This is a genomic window from Amycolatopsis sp. NPDC048633, from assembly GCF_040650695.1.
GTDB lineage: Bacteria > Actinomycetota > Actinomycetes > Mycobacteriales > Pseudonocardiaceae > Amycolatopsis.
Window position 1 is genome coordinate 97,534 of sequence record NZ_JBEZHS010000030.1, and the last position, 16,058, is coordinate 113,591.

The 16,058-nt window shown below is 71.2% G+C and carries 21 protein-coding genes; 11 read left to right on the plus strand and 10 right to left on the minus strand.

Annotated elements, in window-relative coordinates:
- The first annotated feature begins 6 nt into the window (after window positions 1–6).
- On the plus strand, window positions 7–1,029 hold the full coding sequence (locus AB0C38_RS37560; RefSeq protein ID WP_360682534.1) for a C40 family peptidase: 1,023 nt from the start codon (window positions 7–9) through the stop codon (window positions 1,027–1,029).
- Between the two features lie 121 nt (window positions 1,030–1,150).
- Here the strand turns inward: AB0C38_RS37560 and AB0C38_RS37565 are convergent, their stop codons facing one another.
- Entirely contained in the window at window positions 1,151–1,786 is a 636-nt protein-coding gene (locus AB0C38_RS37565; RefSeq protein ID WP_360682535.1) for a hypothetical protein, read from the minus strand.
- Window positions 1,787–1,836: 50 nt separating this feature from the next.
- Between AB0C38_RS37565 and AB0C38_RS37570 the strand changes: the two genes are divergently transcribed.
- Both AB0C38_RS37570 and AB0C38_RS37575 read left to right on the plus strand, forming a co-directional pair.
- Window positions 1,837–2,172, plus strand: a complete 336-nt coding sequence (locus AB0C38_RS37570) for a VOC family protein (protein WP_360682536.1) — start codon at window positions 1,837–1,839, stop codon at window positions 2,170–2,172.
- A gap of 55 nt (window positions 2,173–2,227) precedes the next feature.
- Window positions 2,228–2,416, plus strand: coding sequence for a hypothetical protein (locus AB0C38_RS37575; protein WP_360682537.1), 189 nt, complete (start codon window positions 2,228–2,230; stop codon window positions 2,414–2,416).
- On the opposite strand, the gene AB0C38_RS37580 is transcribed toward AB0C38_RS37575, so the two are convergent.
- Window positions 2,374–2,976, minus strand: coding sequence for a hypothetical protein (locus AB0C38_RS37580; protein ID WP_360682538.1), 603 nt, complete (start codon window positions 2,974–2,976; stop codon window positions 2,374–2,376). The genes AB0C38_RS37575 and AB0C38_RS37580 overlap by 43 nt on opposite strands.
- A 256-nt stretch (window positions 2,977–3,232) precedes the next feature.
- Here AB0C38_RS37580 and AB0C38_RS37585 point away from each other — a divergent pair, with 256 nt between their 5' ends.
- Window positions 3,233–4,087: a sigma-70 family RNA polymerase sigma factor gene (locus AB0C38_RS37585; protein WP_360682539.1), complete on the plus strand. Its 855-nt coding sequence runs from the start codon at window positions 3,233–3,235 to the stop codon at window positions 4,085–4,087.
- Here the strand turns inward: AB0C38_RS37585 and AB0C38_RS37590 are convergent.
- The gene (locus tag AB0C38_RS37590) at window positions 4,068–4,664 is read right to left on the minus strand and encodes a dihydrofolate reductase family protein (RefSeq protein ID WP_360682540.1); all 597 of its coding nucleotides are present in this window, start codon (window positions 4,662–4,664) and stop codon (window positions 4,068–4,070) included. The two genes, AB0C38_RS37585 and AB0C38_RS37590, sit on opposite strands and share 20 nt — an antisense overlap.
- Window positions 4,665–4,855: 191 nt before the next feature.
- Here AB0C38_RS37590 and AB0C38_RS37595 point away from each other — a divergent pair, with 191 nt between their 5' ends.
- Together AB0C38_RS37595 and AB0C38_RS37600 are read left to right on the plus strand one after the other, a co-directional pair.
- Entirely contained in the window at window positions 4,856–5,674 is an 819-nt protein-coding gene (locus AB0C38_RS37595) for a class I SAM-dependent methyltransferase (protein ID WP_360682541.1), read from the plus strand.
- A 14-nt stretch (window positions 5,675–5,688) separates the two neighbouring features.
- Entirely contained in the window at window positions 5,689–6,300 is a 612-nt protein-coding gene (locus AB0C38_RS37600) for a TetR/AcrR family transcriptional regulator (RefSeq protein ID WP_360682542.1), read from the plus strand.
- Between the two features lie 65 nt (window positions 6,301–6,365).
- Here AB0C38_RS37600 and AB0C38_RS37605 read toward each other — a convergent pair whose 3' ends face one another.
- Both AB0C38_RS37605 and AB0C38_RS37610 read right to left on the minus strand, forming a co-directional pair.
- The gene (locus AB0C38_RS37605; RefSeq protein WP_360682543.1) at window positions 6,366–7,229 is read right to left on the minus strand and encodes a transglutaminase domain-containing protein; all 864 of its coding nucleotides are present in this window, start codon (window positions 7,227–7,229) and stop codon (window positions 6,366–6,368) included.
- A gap of 19 nt (window positions 7,230–7,248) precedes the next feature.
- Complete coding sequence (locus AB0C38_RS37610) at window positions 7,249–8,247, minus strand: helix-turn-helix domain-containing protein (RefSeq protein WP_360682544.1); 999 nt, start codon at window positions 8,245–8,247, stop codon at window positions 7,249–7,251.
- A gap of 71 nt (window positions 8,248–8,318) precedes the next feature.
- Here AB0C38_RS37610 and AB0C38_RS37615 point away from each other — a divergent pair, with 71 nt between their 5' ends.
- Window positions 8,319–9,086: an NAD(P)H-dependent oxidoreductase gene (locus tag AB0C38_RS37615; RefSeq protein ID WP_360682545.1), complete on the plus strand. Its 768-nt coding sequence runs from the start codon at window positions 8,319–8,321 to the stop codon at window positions 9,084–9,086.
- Between the two features lie 56 nt (window positions 9,087–9,142).
- Here the strand turns inward: AB0C38_RS37615 and AB0C38_RS37620 are convergent, their stop codons facing one another.
- Together AB0C38_RS37620 and AB0C38_RS37625 are read right to left on the minus strand one after the other, a co-directional pair.
- On the minus strand, window positions 9,143–9,880 hold the full coding sequence (locus tag AB0C38_RS37620) for an SDR family oxidoreductase (RefSeq protein ID WP_360682546.1): 738 nt from the start codon (window positions 9,878–9,880) through the stop codon (window positions 9,143–9,145).
- Window positions 9,877–10,728, minus strand: coding sequence for an NAD(P)-binding domain-containing protein (locus tag AB0C38_RS37625; RefSeq protein WP_360682547.1), 852 nt, complete (start codon window positions 10,726–10,728; stop codon window positions 9,877–9,879). Before AB0C38_RS37625 ends, AB0C38_RS37620 begins: the two co-directional genes overlap by 4 nt.
- 82 nt (window positions 10,729–10,810) lie before the next feature.
- On the opposite strand from AB0C38_RS37625, the gene AB0C38_RS37630 reads away from it, so the two are divergent.
- The gene (locus tag AB0C38_RS37630) at window positions 10,811–11,170 is read left to right on the plus strand and encodes a helix-turn-helix domain-containing protein (RefSeq protein ID WP_360682548.1); all 360 of its coding nucleotides are present in this window, start codon (window positions 10,811–10,813) and stop codon (window positions 11,168–11,170) included.
- On the opposite strand, the gene AB0C38_RS37635 is transcribed toward AB0C38_RS37630, so the two are convergent.
- On the minus strand, window positions 11,142–12,332 hold the full coding sequence (locus AB0C38_RS37635) for an FAD-dependent monooxygenase (RefSeq protein WP_360682549.1): 1,191 nt from the start codon (window positions 12,330–12,332) through the stop codon (window positions 11,142–11,144). The genes AB0C38_RS37630 and AB0C38_RS37635 overlap by 29 nt on opposite strands.
- A gap of 73 nt (window positions 12,333–12,405) precedes the next feature.
- Here AB0C38_RS37635 and AB0C38_RS37640 point away from each other — a divergent pair, with 73 nt between their 5' ends.
- On the plus strand, window positions 12,406–12,978 hold the full coding sequence (locus AB0C38_RS37640) for a TetR family transcriptional regulator (RefSeq protein ID WP_360682550.1): 573 nt from the start codon (window positions 12,406–12,408) through the stop codon (window positions 12,976–12,978).
- On the opposite strand, the gene AB0C38_RS37645 is transcribed toward AB0C38_RS37640, so the two are convergent.
- Window positions 12,975–14,129 (minus strand): polysaccharide lyase family 7 protein, encoded by a 1,155-nt coding sequence (locus AB0C38_RS37645; RefSeq protein ID WP_360682551.1) that lies wholly within the window; start codon window positions 14,127–14,129, stop codon window positions 12,975–12,977. The two genes, AB0C38_RS37640 and AB0C38_RS37645, sit on opposite strands and share 4 nt — an antisense overlap.
- Window positions 14,130–14,154: 25 nt before the next feature.
- Window positions 14,155–14,715 carry an NAD(P)H-dependent oxidoreductase gene (locus AB0C38_RS37650; protein ID WP_360682552.1) on the minus strand — a complete coding sequence of 187 codons (561 nt, stop codon included), beginning with the start codon at window positions 14,713–14,715 and terminating at the stop codon, window positions 14,155–14,157.
- 79 nt (window positions 14,716–14,794) lie between these two features.
- Here AB0C38_RS37650 and AB0C38_RS37655 point away from each other — a divergent pair, with 79 nt between their 5' ends.
- Together AB0C38_RS37655 and AB0C38_RS37660 are read left to right on the plus strand one after the other, a co-directional pair.
- Window positions 14,795–15,211, plus strand: a complete 417-nt coding sequence (locus AB0C38_RS37655) for a MarR family transcriptional regulator (protein WP_360682553.1) — start codon at window positions 14,795–14,797, stop codon at window positions 15,209–15,211.
- Between the two features lie 31 nt (window positions 15,212–15,242).
- The gene (locus AB0C38_RS37660; RefSeq protein WP_360682554.1) at window positions 15,243–16,034 is read left to right on the plus strand and encodes an SRPBCC family protein; all 792 of its coding nucleotides are present in this window, start codon (window positions 15,243–15,245) and stop codon (window positions 16,032–16,034) included.
- The last annotated feature ends 24 nt before the right edge of the window (window positions 16,035–16,058 follow it).

Below are 16,058 nucleotides of genomic sequence, written 5' to 3' on the forward strand. Positions count from 1 at the left end.
GACCCCGTGACGACCAAGCCGACCTCCTGGGCCCGTGGTGCGGCCCTGCGCGGCCTCGTCGCGCTGCCGCTCGTCGCGGGTCTGGTCGCCGCGGGCTGGCTGCTGGCCGACCGGTCGCCCGAGCCCGCGCCGGCCCCGCTCCCGGTGGCGCGCGACGCGGCGTCGGGCCCGTCGGTCCTCGAGGTCAGCGCACCCGTGAAGGCGCAGGAGCCGGGCCAGGGCGCGTCCGGCCAGGGCGGCAAGAGCCCGCTCCAGCAGTGGGCCGACCAGCTGGCCGGGCCCCTCGACATCCCGGCGGCCGCGCTGATCGGCTACGCCGACGGCGAGCTGACGCTGCGGAGCGAAGACCCGTCGTGCCACCTCTCGTGGGTCACGCTGGCGGGCGTCGGCGCGGCGGCGTCGAACCACGGCCGCGGCGGCGAGAACCTCCTGGGGCTGACGGCGGCGCAGGCCAAGAAGTACGGCGCCGACGCATCGGCCGCGGCCGGGCGGGCACTGTGCGCGGGCGGCACGGACCTCGGCGCCGGCGCGGGCTGGTGGAAGGCGATCGCGGCGTACCACCCGGGCAGCGACACGGAGCTGTTCCGCCAGCGCGTCCTCGGCATGGCCCAGCTGTACGCGACGCTCTCCCTCGACCCGGCGTCGGCCTCGTCGCCGTCCGTCCGCGCGACCCGGTTCGCCCTGGGCCAGCTCGGCCTCCCGTACGTCTGGGGCGGCAACGGCCCCGACGCGGGCGCGGCGGGCTTCGACTGTTCAGGCCTGACGAAGGCGTCGTACGACAGCGCGGGCGTGTCCCTGCCGCGGACGGCGGACAGCCAGTTCCGCGCGCTCCCGCCGGTGCCGGCCGCGCAGGAGCCCCGCCTGGGCGACCTGGTGTTCTACGGCAGCCCGGCGACGCGCATCCACCACGTGGGGCTGTACCTGGGCAACGGCCTGATGATCAACGCACCGACCGAGGGCCAGGCCATCCAGATCCACACGTACCACTCGAAGGGCGACGACTACGCGGGCGCGGGCCGCCCGGCCTGAGCCGGCTGCCGGTGGGCGTTGATCCGCTCGTGGTCGGCCATCGCCCACTCGGCGAGGGCCGGCACCAGCGGCACCAGCGTCCGGCCCAGCTCGGTCAGCTCGTACTTCCCCGGCTGACCGGTCAGGCGCCCGTCAGCTCCCCCATCGCGCGGCTCAGCAGCGCGGCTTCCTCCTCCGGCAGCGACTGGCCCAGCCGCACCATCTGCACCGCGGTCAGCAACGCCGTCCGGTCGTCCGACGTGCCGAGGTCACCGAGATACGGCGGCAGTAGAACCCCGAGCGCCCGGAAGTCCTTGCGCTCGCACAACTTGCCGAGCAGCTCGGTCAGCGCAGCGCTCCCGCCGTCGTGCGTCCGCAACGCGGCTGCGACCGTGAACCGCATGCCGTCGCGGTAGGGCCCGGCCGGAACGTCCTGGAGGCGCCCAGCCGCCTGCCGGTAGTGCGCCTGTGCGCGGTCGCCGTCCCCGAGCTCCTCGTGCGCGCGGGCCAGGTTCAGGTGCAGCGACGGGTAGAACCCGCGGACCCGCTCGTCGCCCACGCGGTCGGCCCGTTCGAGGCACTCCTGGTTCCAGCGCAGGACGTCCTCGGGGGTCGTCTGGTGCCGGGCGAGGTAGTGCGCCGCGACGCAGGCGCCGTAGTCGTCGGTCGCGGCGTCCCACGCCTGCCGGAACAGCGCGTGCGCGTCCTCGTTCCGGCCCGCCGATTCGGCTTGCATGCCCTCCGCGCACAGGCGCACGACCACGTCGTCGAGATCCATGGCGCCCAGGCTAGCGTTTTTGTCGGTGGTCACCGCTAGCTTCTCCGGACATGTACGAAGTCGACTTCGCCGAGTTCCCGTCCACGTCGGCCACCGCGTCCGGCGAGTTCTTCGCGCGCGCCTTCGGCTGGGAGGTGACGCCGTACGGGCCGACGTATGCGGACGTCCGCGCGCCCGGCCTCACCTTCGGCTTCCAGGCCGACACGGCCCAGCAAACCCGCGCACCCCTGGTCACGATCCGCACGGACGACCTGACGGCGGCCCGCACCGCAGTCGTTGCGGCCGGCGGGGAGGTGACCAAGGAACCATTCGCCTTCCCCGGCGGGCGGCGCTTCCACTTCCGCGAACCCGGCGGCAGCGAGCTGGCGGTGTGGAGCCCGGAGTAGCGCGGCGTCCGGTTCCCGCCGGTGGCCCGCCCGGAAGTCCGCCACGGTGGCCGTCATGAGCACCGACGCCGTCACCGTCCTCGAAGGCATGTACGCCGCGGAAACCGAATACCTGACCACGGGCGACTTCGCGCCCCTGGCGCCGTTCTTCGCCCCGGACGTCGTCGTGGCGGAGGGCCGCATCACCGAAGTCCGCCCGTTCTACTGGGACACCGCGGCGATCGCGGCCGCCTGCTCGACGTAACCGGCGGCCCCACCGCCGTAGTACGTCGCGGGATCGGCGGGTTCCAGCGGCCAGCCGAGCGCGAACCGCGTCACGAGGTCCGGGTTGGCGACGAAGTGCCGGGAGTACGACACGGCGTCGGCGATCCCGGCCTCGATGACCGCGTCCCCGGAGGCCCGGTCGAAGCCGTTGTTCACGATGAGGGAGCCGCCGAACAACCGTCGATACCGCGCGAAGCCGGCGAAGTCCGGTCCGGCGTCAGGCCCGCGGAGGTGCAGGTAGGACACGTCGAGCCCGGCGACCAGCTCGTCGTACTCGGCGCGCAGCGCTTCGTCCACAGTGAACAGCCCGCCGGTCCACCACGGCGAAAGCCTTACCCCGACAGCGATCCCGGAGGCACACACGGCATCGACAACCTCCAGCAGCAGCTTGCGCCAGCAACGCCCATACGCGTCGGTGCGGCGGTTCATGCGCGGATGCAGGAACTGCGCGAGCAGGTACACGCCATTGGCAGCCACCTCGACGCCGTCGCTCAGCTCGCGCGGGGTCACCGTCGGACGCCGCCCTGAGGCGGTGTGCACGGACTCTCCGGGGTTGACCGCCGACGGCCCGGCTGGCCGCGACCCCAGGAAGTCCGGGTGCGACACCGCGTCGGTGCATCACGATCCGCCCACCGAGCGCGTGCACCACGTCCGTGACCGGCCGCCACCCGGCGACGTGCTCCTCGCCGTAAGGCGCCATCCGCCCAGGTCGGCAGGGGTCAGCAAGCTCATCGGTCACCTCTGGTCGCAGCGGTTCGTCGAGAGTGCGACGGTGGGTGCGGGCGAAAGGTGACCGATGGACGAGCTGGCCGGGGAGTTCGAGGCCGAACGCGCCAGGCTGCGCGGGCTGGCGTTCCGGATGCTCGGCTCGGAGGCCGAGGCGGACGACGCCGTCCAGGAGGCCTGGCTGCGGCTGAACCGCGTGGACTCCATCGACAACCTCGCGGCCTGGCTGACGACAGTCGTCTCCCGCGTCTGCCTCGACGTCCTGCGCTCGCGGAAAGCTCATCGCGAGGACCCGTTCGACGTCGTGCCGGACCTCGCGGCCGACGCCGATCCGGCCGGCGAGGTGGAGCTGGCCGACTCGGTGGGCCGCGCGCTGCTCGTGGTGCTGGACGCGCTCGGCCCGGCCGAACGGATCGCGTTCGTGCTGCACGACCTGTTCGCGGTGCCGTTCGACCGGATCGCCCCGGTGCTCGACCGCACCCCGGTGGCGGCGAAGAAGCTCGCGAGCCGCGCGCGGCAGCGGGTCCGCGGCACGTCTCCGCTGCCCCCGGCCGACCTGACGCGGCACCGCCGGGTCGTCGACGCGTTCCTGGCCGCGGCCCGCGGTGGCGACCTCGAAGAGCTGCTGGACGTGCTGGCCCCCGACGTCGTCCGCCGCGCCGACGCGGCCGCGCTGCCGGTGGGCGCGGCCCTCGAGACACGCGGGGCCCGTGCCGTGGCCGAGGAGACGCAGGTGTTCGGGAAACGGGCTCACTTCGCCGAAACGGCCCTGGTCGACGGCGCGGTCGGCGTCGTCGTGGCCCCGCGCGGCCGGCTGCTGCTCGCCCTCGCGGTGACGGTCGAGGGCGAGCGGGTGGCGGCGTATGAGGTGATCGCCGACCCCGCCCGTCTCGCCGCGCTGCACGTCACGCTCCTCCGCGCTTGATCCGGTACGAGAGGTGCGTGACGCCGGTCCCTTCGACGACCTCGGGGCCGGTCAGCTCCGTGGTGGCGTCGAGGCCCTCGAAGAACCGGACGCCCGAGCCGAGCAGCACCGGGACGAGGTCGACCTGGATGCCGTCGAGCAGGCCGAGGTTGAGGCACTGCTGCGCGATCTTGGTGCTGGCGATGGCGACGTTCTTGTCGCCGGCGACCTTCTTGGCCTGCTCGACGGCGCTTTCGATCCCGTCGGTGACGAAGGTGAACGGCGCGTCCGGGTGCGGCCAGTCCGCCGGCGCCTCGTGGGTGACGATGAAGACCGGCGCGCCCATCGGGTGCGCACCGCCCCAGCCCTGGGTGATGTCGAACAGGTGGCGGCCCGTGATCAGCGCGCCGACGTTGTCGAGGGCGTCGCGCAGCATCTTCGCGCTGGCCTCGGAGGTCTTGAAGGTCGCCCACTCGACCGCGGTGCGCACCTCGACGTCGCCGCTGCCGAACCACCCGAACAGGTGATCGATGCGGTCCTCCGGGTCCGCGACGAAGCCGTCGAGGGACATGGACATGTTGGCGATGACGTCGGCCATTTCTAGCTCCTTTGTGCTGGTCGGAGGCGGTTTGCCTCGCTGATGAGAAGTCTTCCGCGATCGCCCGGCCGGAAGATCTGCCACCTGGCCGACATCCGGCGGCGGGGTGGCCGATGCCTTGACAGCGACCTCGGTCTCCGCGACTATGAACAGGTGTTCATGAACACGTGTTCACAACGAAGGAGATGGGGATGACGGGGATCGTCAACACCGCGCAGGCGGAGGCGTGGAACGGCTACGAAGGAGAGCACTGGGCTTCGCACGCCGAGCGCTACGACGCCGTGAACAACGGGTTCAACGGTTACGTGCTGGACCGAGTCGGCGCCGGCGACCGGGTGCTCGACATCGGCTGCGGCAACGGCAGGATGACGCGGCTCGCGGCGGCGCGGGCCGCGTCCGCGACCGGGGTCGACCTGTCCGGGCCGATGCTCGCGACCGCGCGGGCGGGGGCGGCGGGCGTGCCGAACGTGACCTTCGAGCAGGGCGACGTCCAGGTGCACCCGTTCGCCGAAGGCGGGTTCGACCTGGCGGTCAGCCGGTTCGGGGTGATGTTCTTCGCCGACCCGGTGGCGGCGTTCGCCAACGTCCGGCGGGCCCTGAGTCCCGGCGGCCGGCTCGCGTTCCTGTGCATGACGGCGCTCTCCGGCACCGACCTCGGCCGGGTGTTCGGCGCGCTGGCCGAGTACCTGCCCCAGCCGACAGGTCCGGACGGCAGCGGCCCGACGTCGTTCGCGAACCCGGACCGGACGAAGGCGGTGCTGACCGAAGCCGGCTTCGAGGACGTGGTGTGCACCCACGTCGAGGCCGACCAGGTCTGGGGCCGCGACGTCCCGGACGCGGCGAGGTTCATCAGTGACTGGGGCCCGGTGCGCCACCACCTGGGCCTGGTCGACGACGCGACCGCCACCCAGGCGAAGGGAGCCCTCGCGGCGGCGCTCGAGCCGTTCGCGGGTCCGGACGCGGTTCGCCTGCGCGGCGCGGCGTGGCTGGTCACGGGAAGGAGGTCGTAGGCGACGGCTCTACGATGGCGGTGATGTCACCGAGGAAAGCCGCGGCTCAGCGGGACGGCCAGTCCCTGCACGACCTGCTGGTCGAAACCGCCCAGAAGATGATCGCCACGCACGGCACGACCGGGATGACCGTGCGCGAGATCGCGCGCATGGCGGGCGTCGCCGACGGCGTGCTCTACAACCACTTCTCCGACAAGGAGGAGTTGGTGGCCAGGGCTCTCCTGGAGCACGTGCGCACGACGGAAGCGGAGCTGGGCGACCTGCCGGTGGCCGGCGAAGGCACCCTGGAGGGGAACCTCCGCCGCCATCTGGAGTTCGGGCTCGCCCTGCACAAGGTGATCGTGCCGGCGTTCAGCGGCCTGCTCGGGCAGCCGAGGGTGCTGGAGCGGTTCGCGGAGATCAGCGAGCGATCCGGCTACTGGCGCGACCGTCTGCTGGCCTACCTGAAGGAGGAGCGAGCCCTCGGCAGGCTGCGCCCGGAGTCCGAAGTGGACGCGACAGCGGCCATGCTGGTCGGCTACTGCCACGCCTCGGTGATGGCGGCGGTCTTCCCGCACACGGGCCCCCTCGACCCGCCGACGGTGGACTCGGTGATCCGGGCGGCGCTCCACGGCGTCGCGCCCTAGCGTTTTGATCGGCGTCCGTCCTTCTCCCGCGCGGGACCTGCGGTTCGTGCGGACCGCCGTCGACGTCAGCGAAGCACTACCTCGACCGGGAGGCGTCCCGGCGGGGTGACCGAGCGGATCACCGGCGGCACCTGCACGTCCTCGGCCTCGAACAGCACGCGCAGCTGCTCGAGGTCGGCGTCGGCCATCGCTTTGGCCAGCTCGTCCGCGCGGGCGATGGCGTCCGGGGCGAGGACGGCGGTGTCGTCGAGGTCGCCCCAGAGGTCCCACTGGATCATTTCGTGCTTGTTCAGCGCGGCGAGGTCGAGCACGAGGTTGTGCCGCGCGTACGGGAGGCCGCGCAGGAAAGGCACGTCCAGGTCCGGCGAGACCACGAGCCGGCCCGGGTCGAGGTCGCCCGAGCGGGCCGCGGTCCAGGCGTCCGCGCCGACCAGGAACCGGTCGCGAGGTACGTCGAGGAGGTCGAAGTCACCGAAGTCGTCCGGCAGCTGGGGTTCGACCAGGCGCGGGCCGTCGGGGGTCCACACCTCCGCGACGACGTGGTCGAGGTACCAGCCCGGTACGAGGTAGTTCGCGAAGCCGACCCGGACGCGCGCCGGGATGCCGTGGTGGCGTGCCATCGAGACGAACAACAGCGTGAAGTCGCGGCAGCAGCCGACGATCCGGTGCACCGGTGAACGCGGCGCGCCGGGCGGTGCCGGGTCGAGCTCGCGCAGGCGCACGAACATGTCCGACGCGTACCGCAGGTTGATCTCCTCGCCGCGCGAAGCCGGGAAGCCGTGCTGGGTGATGTCGCCCTGGGCCCAGTAGTGGAACACCAGCTCGGACGCCGCCCGGCGCAACGCCGCGAGGTCGCGCGGAACTCCGTCGAGCCACGACGACTGCGCGCCCGGGTCGGTGAAGCGGCTCTGGCCGGCGTACCAGTTCATGGCCACAGACTACGAAGATTCAGCTCGCCTGCGTCGCGAGTTCGCCGCGGAACGTCATGCGGTACGCGCTCGGTGACACCCCGAGTGCGGCCTGGAAGTGCTGGCGCAGCGAGGCCGCCGTGCCGAAGCCGGCCTCGGTGGCGACGCGGTCGACCGGCAGGTCCGACTCCTCCAGCAGCTGGCGGGCGCGCTCGATCCGTTGCTGCGTCAGCCATTGCAGGGCCGAGACGCCGACCTCGTCGCGGAAGCGGCGGGTGAACGTCCGGGTGCTCATCGCCTCGCGGGCGGCGAGCTCGCGCAGCGTCAGCGGGCGGTGCAGGTTCTCCAGCGCCCACGCCCGCGCCGCCTTCGTCGAGGACGTGCGGGGCTCGGGCACCGGCCGCCGGACGAACTGGGCCTGGCCGCCTTCGCGGTGCGGGGAGACCACCGTGCCGCGGGCGACTTCGTTGGCGACCGCCGCGCCGTGGTCGCGGCGGATCATGTGCAGCACCAGGTCGATCCCCGACGCGACGCCCGCGGACGTCAGGACGTTGCCGTCGTCGGTGTAGAGCACGCACGGGTCGACTTCGACCTCCGGGAACCGGTTCCGGAGGTCGTCGGCGGAGCGCCAGTGGGTCGTCGCGCGGCGGCCGTCGAGGAGGCCGGCCGCGGCGAGCACGAACGCGCCCGTGCAGATCGACGCGATCCGCGCGTCCCCCGGGATCCGGTCCAGCGCCGCCGCCAGCGGCGGGGTCAGTACGCGGGCCATCGGCTCGTACTCGGCCAGCGACGCCGGGACGATCACCGTGTCGGCCTCGGCCAGGACTTCGGGACCGCGCTCGATCGGGATGGTGAAGTCGGAGTCGGTGCGGACCGGGCCGGGCTCCAGGGTGCACGTGACGACCTCGTACAACGGCTCGCCCGACGCCGAGCGCGCCTGCCCGAAGAGCCGGTGGACGATGCCCAGCTCCATCACGAGCATGCCGTGCCTGACCAGCACGGCGACATGGTGACGGTCCGGGTGCACGAATTCGGCCATGGCTCGATTCTTGCACATGTTGGCTATCAGGCCACTCGATCGAACCGGCCGCCCGCGTGACCATCGAGGTCATGAACGTTTTGTGGGTTTTCGCGCATCCCGAGCCGCGCTCGCTGAACGGGGCCCTCCGTGACGACGGGCTCCGGACGCTGCGCGAGCTCGGTCACGCCGTCCGGGAGTCGGACCTGTACGCGATGAAGTGGAACCCGGTGGTCGACGCCGCCGACTTCGGCGGCGAAGCGGGCGACGAGCGGCTGGTGGTCGGGGCGACGTCGGCCCGTGCGCACGCGCGGGGCGAGCTGAGCCCGGACATCGTGGCCGAGCAGGAGAAGCTCGACTGGGCGGACGCGGTCGTCGTGCAGTTCCCGTTGTGGTGGTACGGCCTGCCGGCGATCCTCAAGGGCTGGTTCGACCGCGTGTTCGTGAAGGGCTTCGGCTACGGCGTCCGAGCCGAGGACGGCCGCACCCTGCGCTACGGCGAAGGCCGCCTGGCGGGCAAGCGCGCGATGGTGGTGCTCACCGCGGGCGCCCGCGAACCGGCCATGGGCCCGCGCGGAGTGAACGGCGCACTGGCCGAGGTCCTGTTCCCGCTGCACCACGGCACGCTGTTCTACGCGGGAATGTCGGTCCTGCGGCCGTTCCCGGTCTACGGCGCCGACCGGCTACCGGCCGAGCAGTTCGCCGAGGCCCGGGAACAGCTACGCGAACGCCTGCGCACGCTGGAGACGGCGAGCCCGATCCCGTTCCGCACCCAAAACGGCGGTGACTACGACGAAGACCTGGTCCTGCGCCCGGACCACGCACCCGGCGCGACGGGCCTGGGCGTCCACGTCGACTGAAGGCCGTGAATGGCACATCGAGAGACTTCAAGTCCCTCAATGTGCCATTCACGGCTTTACGCGGGGAGGGTGAGCCGCTGGCCCAAGCCGCCGTCCACCGGGAGGTCCGCTCCGGTCGTGAACGTCGCGTCGAACGCCAGGAACAGCACCGCCGCCGCGACCTCTTCAACCGTTGCGTGCCTCTTCAGCGGCGTCACCTCGTCGCCCGTTGCTTTGAAGGCCGCCATCGCCGACGCGGGCACCCCCGTCACCCCCATCGTCGGGGTGTCCGTGTAGCCCGGACTGACCACGTTCACCCGGATCCCGCGCGGCGCCAGCTCGGCCGCGTACGTCAGCGCGAACGACCGGACCGCCGCCTTCGCCGCCGAATACGGCCCCATCCCGGCGATCCCCGCCCCGGCCGCCACCGAGGTCGTGAACACGAACGATCCTCCCGGCCGCACCAGCCCCGCCAGCCGCTGGGCCGTGAAGTACGCGCCCTTCGCGTTGACGTCGAACGTCCGGTCGTAGATCTCCGGGGTTGCCTCCGCGTACGGCGTCAAAGTCGCGAAACCGACGTTGATGAACACCAGGTCCAGCTCACCGAGGGTCTCGGCAGCGAAAGCCCCCAGAGCGTCGATGTCGGCCAGCGACGAAGCGTCGGACGACAGCAGGTGCGCCGGCAGGTCCAGCCCCGACACGTCGCGGCCGGTCGCCAGCACCTCCGCGCCGCCGTCCAGCAGCGCCCGCACCACCGCCAGCCCCATTCCGTGCGTGCCGCCCGTGACGACCGCCTTCTTCCCCGAATACTTCACCGGATCTCCTCGATGACGCTCGCGATCGCGTGCGCACCGTGGCCCGCCGCCACCGCGCGGTCGAACAGCTCCCGGACCGCCGCCGGGACCGAAGACCCGATCCCCTGCGTGCGGCTCGTCTCCACCAGCAGTCCCAGCCCGGCCGCGTTGATGTCCAAAGCGGACACATCCGTCTCGTAATCCCCGCTCGCGACCTGCGCACCGATCCCCGGCAGGAACCCGCCGACCGCCGAAAGCCACGGCAACGCCATCGGCGTGAACGTCGAAGGCTCGACCCCCTCGGTGCCGACCAGCGCCAGCGCGTGCAGGTACCCGGCCATCGTCGACCACATGATGCCCAGCAGCGCCAGGTCGTACAGCGCCGCCAGACCGGCGTCTTCGCCGAGGAACACCGGCTCCCCCAGCACCGACAGCACGTCGCGCTGCGCCTCGAACACCGAAGACGAACCGCCGTAGAGGATCCGCGACTGCGCGGTCCCGATGCCCTGCGGCACCGCCATGATCACGCCGTCCACGTAGTCGATGCCCGCCGCCGAAGCCCACGAGGCCGCCTCACGAGCCTGCGCGGGCGTCCCCGAAGTGAGGTTCACCAGCACCTTGGGCAACGCGGCTTCCAGCACCGCCCGTTGACTGTCATATGTGGACAGACAACTGAGGACGACGTCCGCCGAAGCCACCTCCGCCGGAGTGGCCGCGAGCCGCGCGCCCCGGTCGAGCAGCGGACCTGCCTTGAGCGGCGACCGGTTCCACACCACGACGTCGTGGCCCGCCCCCAGCACTGCGCCGGCGAGGGCGGCACCCATCCGCCCGAGGCCGAGCACGCCCACCTGTTTCTTGCTTTCTCCCATACGGATCATGCTGCGGGCGCGCTTTACTATGGACAAGTACCGACTAATAAGTCAGGTACCCACCAAAAGGTAAGGATCCTGCATGCTGGCGAGAACCTACCGCTGCGGGCTGGACGCGGCGATCGACGTGGTCGGCGGCCGCTGGAAGGCGCTGATCCTGTGGGCGCTGCACGCCGGGCCGCTGCGGTTCGGCGAGCTGAAGCGGAAGATGCACGGGATCAGCGAGAAGATGCTGATCCAGGCGCTGCGGGAGCTGGAGGCCGACGAGGTCGTGCACCGCGAGGTGTTCCACGAGATCCCGCCGAAGGTCGAGTACTCGCTGACCGACCTGGGTCAGCGGCTGAACACCGCGTTGCTGCCGCTGGGCGACTGGGGCGAGGAGAACATGACCGGCATCGCGAAGCGCCGCGGCGTCACACCCGCACCGCCGCATACTCCTTGAGCGTGATCGCGTTGCCCGCCTTGAGCGGCATCTCCTCGATCACCTTGCGCCACGGCAGGTAGGGCAGCAGCTTGTAGTTGAGGTTGCGCAGCCGGATCCAGCCCCGGGTCGGCGGCACGAACCACTTCCCGTTGCCCTGGGCCAGCTTCTGGCAGACGTCGACGAAGCCGCGCATCTCGGTTTCGTAGGCCGCGAACGCCGTGGTGTGGTCGCCGGCCGCGGCCGCGAGCTCGCCCGCCAGCACGTAGGCGCCGACGATCGCGAGGCTCGTCCCCATGCCCGAGAGCGGCGCGGCGCAGTACGCGGCGTCGCCGACCAGCGCGACGCGGCCGCGTGAGTAGCTGTCGAGCACGATCTGGCTGGCCGAGTCGAAGTAGAAGTCCGGCGCTTCGCGCATCGCCTCGAGCAGCTTCGACGTCTCCCAGCCGGCGCCGCCGAACGTCTCCTCGACGATCCGCCGCTGCTGCTCGACGTCGCGGTGGTCGTAGTCCAGCGGCGGAGAGCCGAACCAGAACAGCGCCTTCGCCTCCGTGTTGTCCCGCGCGCTGTAGACGCCGATGGTGCGGTTCGGCTCGTTGTAGAACCGGCCGGCGTGGTCGAGGCCGAGGTGGTTGGGCACGGTGAAGATCGAGACGTAGTAGCCGAGGTCGCGGCGGTACCGGGACTCGTCGCCGAAGACCAGCGAGCGCACGTTCGAGTGCAGCCCGTCGGCCCCGATGACCAGGTCGAACTCGCGCGGCTCGCCGTGTTCGAAGGTGACCGTGACGCCGTCGCCACGCTCGAGGACACCGGTGATCGAGTCGCCGAAGACGTACTCGACGTTGTCCTTCGTGGCTTCGTGGAGGATCCCCGCCAGGTCGCCGCGCAGGATCTCCAGCTCACCGCTCTGGAACGTCGGGGGCGTGACGACCAGCGGCCGGTCCGCACCGTCCACATAGGTCACTTCACCCATCCGGGTCGCGGCCGCTTCGACCTGCTCCAGCAGGCCCATCCGGTCGAGGACCCGCAGCGACGCGCCGCGGAAGTCGACCGCGTAGCCGCCGTCGCGCGGTTCGGGGGCGCGTTCGACGACGGTCGGCGTGAAGCCGTGGCGGTGGAGCCAGAAGGCGAGGGCGGGGCCGGCGACGCTGGCGCCGGAGATGAGGACTCGTCGGTTCGTCATGCCGAGAACCATAACCGCGATTTGGGCGATCGCGCAAGGCTTTCGCCTAAGACGTTCGTGCTAGGCTCCGGACATGGGCAACAAGGACGCACTGCTGGCCGGCGCGAAGCGCTGTCTGAACGAGAAGGGCTACGCCCGCACGACCGTGCGAGACCTGGCCTCGGCGGCAAACGTGAGCATGGCCGCCATCGGCTACCACTTCGGCTCGCGGGAAGCGCTGCTCAACACGGCGCTGATCGAGGCGAACGAGGAGTGGGGCGAGACGCTGGCCGAGGTGCTGCAGGTCGAGACGCCGGCGAGCGCGTCGCCGGCCGAGCGGTTCGAGCTGATCTGGCGCCGGGTCATCGAGTCGTTCGGCGAGCACCGCCGGATGTGGGCGGTGAGCATCGAGGCCTACTCGCAGCCGGATCTGGACCCGGAAGTGCGCGCGCAGCTGGCGAACGCCCTGGAGCTGGCCCGATTCGGGCTGGCGAACCTCTTCCAGGGCCTCGACGACAGCAGCGCCGAGGCCCGCGCCGTCGGCACGGTGCACCAGGCCCTGCTGTCGGGCGCGATGCTCCAGTGGCTGATCGACCCGGACCGCGCACCGTCGGGCGCCGACCTCGTCCGAGGCCTGCGCCTGATCGCGACGGACGTCCTGGCCTAGGTGTGGGTGACGGTGAGGTCGTGGATCACGACTTCGCCGTAGTTGTCGGCGGAACAGGGCGAAGAGTTGCCACAGTTGGCTTGCGTGTAGGCACCGGCCTTGAAGTAGGCACCGGAGAACTGCTGACTGATCGTGGTCACCAACGTCCCGTTGTAGTACGCCTTGACGGCACCACCGGAGACCACGAACTTCGCCTCGAACACCGTGCCGAGCCGGTAGTCACCGGTGATCAGCTTGTAGTGGGCGTCGTCGCCTTTGGTGACGTAGAGGTTCGCCCCCTCCAGCCGGAACACCGTGATGTCGTCGCTGGAGCCGTGGATCTGCCCGGCCACGACCTGCGGCTTGCTCGCGGGCAGGTGGGTGATCGCCTCCCGGATCGTCATCGTCGACGTGCCCGACGTCGACGACCAGCTCGCCAGGTCCGCGCCCTTCGTCTCGCGCAGTTCCGAACGCGGGTAGCCGGAGCCGCTGGTCGTGACGCCGTTGACCGCGGCCCGGAACCGGACCCCGGCGCAGTCGGCGGTCGGGACGAACCACGGATCGGCCTTGAAGGTCGCCAGCCGCGGCTGCTTGACCACCGTGGGATCTTCGGCTTCGCCGGTCGGCAGGCCCTCGTACCAGTTGCGGAGGTCGAGCACGTCCGCCGGATACGGGCATGATCCGCCGCTGCCGCCGTCGGCGCCGAGGACGTGGGCCTCGGAAATGCTGGTCCAGTCGTTCTTGGTGTTGCCGTGCCCGACGATCCGCACGTAGCGGCCGGAGGTGCCGGCGAAGTCCGCGGTCTCGAAGTCCGCGGTGCCACCACCGGACGCGTGGCGGGACAGGACCGTGGTCCAGGCCGAACCGTCGCCGGAGACCTGGACGTCGAACGTGAAGACCCGGGTGTCGCCCTGGTACCACGCGAGCGCCACCGACCCGACGGTGTGCGCCGAGCCCAGGTCGTACCGGATCCACGCGCCGTCACCCTCGGCCGACCAGCGGGTGCCGAGGTCGCCGTCCAGGCTGCCGGCCGCGACGTGCCCGTCGTCCCCGCTCGCGGACACCGCCGTCACCGCCAGGACCGGCGCCGCGGCGGCGTGCGCGACCGGCGCGCACACCACCGAGGCGGCGACGGCCACCACACCGAGGGCGACCCTCTTCGTCGTTCGCATGCCCCCGATCTTTGCCCGCGAAGTTCTAGGCGGATACCAGATCCGCCCCGGTGAAGAACGTCGAAGCCGCGGACATCGCGTCGGCGTCCAGGAGCACGTCGCCGGGGCGGCTGCCGTTCCCCAGGAGCACGCCGCCCCAGTTCATGCCCAGGTACTCCGCGCACAGCTCGAGCGTGCCGATCAGCGGCTGGGCCTCGCGCGCCGTCTCGCTCAGGACGCTCACGCCCCACAGCGACTTGCCGCGCATCTTCGGCTTGAACTCGACGGGCAGCCGCATCCAGCCCGACCAGTAGTCCAGGTAGAGCTTCACGCTCGCCGCGACCGAGTACCAGTACACCGGCGACACGACGACGATGTCGGTCGCAGCGAACGTCGCGTCCATCAGCAGCCGCTCGTTCTCGCCCGGCTCCGGATGCGAACCGGCGCCGTGCCGGCGGTCCTCGAACGGCGGCAACGGCAGCTCCGGCAACCGGAGCCACTGCTGCTCAGCGTCGTGAGGCAGCTCTTTCGCCGCCCGTCGGGCCAGCATCTCCGTGTTCCCGCCGGCCCGCGCCGCGCCGACCAGGAAAAGGAAGTTCCGCGTCATCCCAGGTCCCCTCAGTTACTTGCATGTACATATAAAGACTGTCCCTGGACTATGCTGATGTCAAGAGGAAGGCGGGAACATGACCGTCGACGAACAGTCCTGGGGACGCATGCTCGTGCTGCACGCCCGCATCGAGCAGGACCTGGGGAAAGCACTGCAACGGAGACACGGGCTCGGCCTGTCCGAGTACCGCGCGCTCGGAAAGCTGGTCGCGGGCCCGCGCGGCGGCCTGCGGATGCAGGAGCTCGCCGAGGCGATCGGGCTCAACCAGAGCTCGGTCAGCCGGATGTGCGCCCGGCTCGAGGACGCCGGCCTGACCGTCCGCGACCTGTGCGAAGACGACCGCCGCGGCGTCTATTCGGTGATCACCGACGCCGGTCGCAAGCGCTACGCCGAGACCGAGCCGACGTACTGCTCGGTGCTGCGGACCTCGCTCGACAAGGCCGCCGGCGATCCGGAGCTGACCGCCGCGGTCGCCGCCGTCCGCGGCGCTTGACCCATATATGCCTCGATGGTTATATACGGGCATGCCCGCGAAACTGCTGACCGAAGATGATCGCCCTGTCCTGCGACTGGAACGCCGTCTGAAGCACGCGCCCGAGAAGGTCTGGCACGCCGTCACGGACCCGGGCGAGCTCGAGCACTGGTTCCCGGCGAAGGTGGACGTCGAGCTGCGCGACGGCGGCGAGATCCGGTTCACCTTCCCCGGCGCGGACACCTCGACGACCGGCCGGGTCGTCACGGTCGACCCGCCGCGCGAATTCACCTTCGTCTGGAACGACGACACCCTGCGCTGGCTGATCTCCCCCGACGGCGACGGCAGCCTCCTGGAGTTCACCCACACCTTCGGCCGCGGCGACCCGGCGATCGCGAAGCTGGCCGCAGGCCGCAACGCCGCCGGCTGGGACGTCTGCCTCGACACGCTCGACGCGCTTCTGTCCGGCCGTGACTTCGAGCAGCCGAAGGAGTGGCACGCCCCGATGGCGTCCTATGTGGAGGAATTCGGCCTCGGCTTCGGCGAGGTCCGGCCCGACGGCACGATCCGCTTCCGTCGCGACCTCGTCTGGAAGCCGGTGGACGAGGTCCGCGCGCTGCTCCCGGACGAACCCGGCTGGCACGTGCTGCAGGACCCCCTCGAAGGCACCCGCGTCGAGTTCACCGAGCCCGCGCCCGGCGACGTCGTCGCGGAGCTGGCCAGGCGTCACGAGCAGCTCGACAAGCTGTTCGCCGCAACGCACGGCGTCGAACTGGCCGACTGGACACCTGACCGCGTCGAGGCCGTGAAGAAGCATTACGCGGAGCGTCCGACTCAGGGTTGACGCGCGGCGCGCGCGTCCGCATTA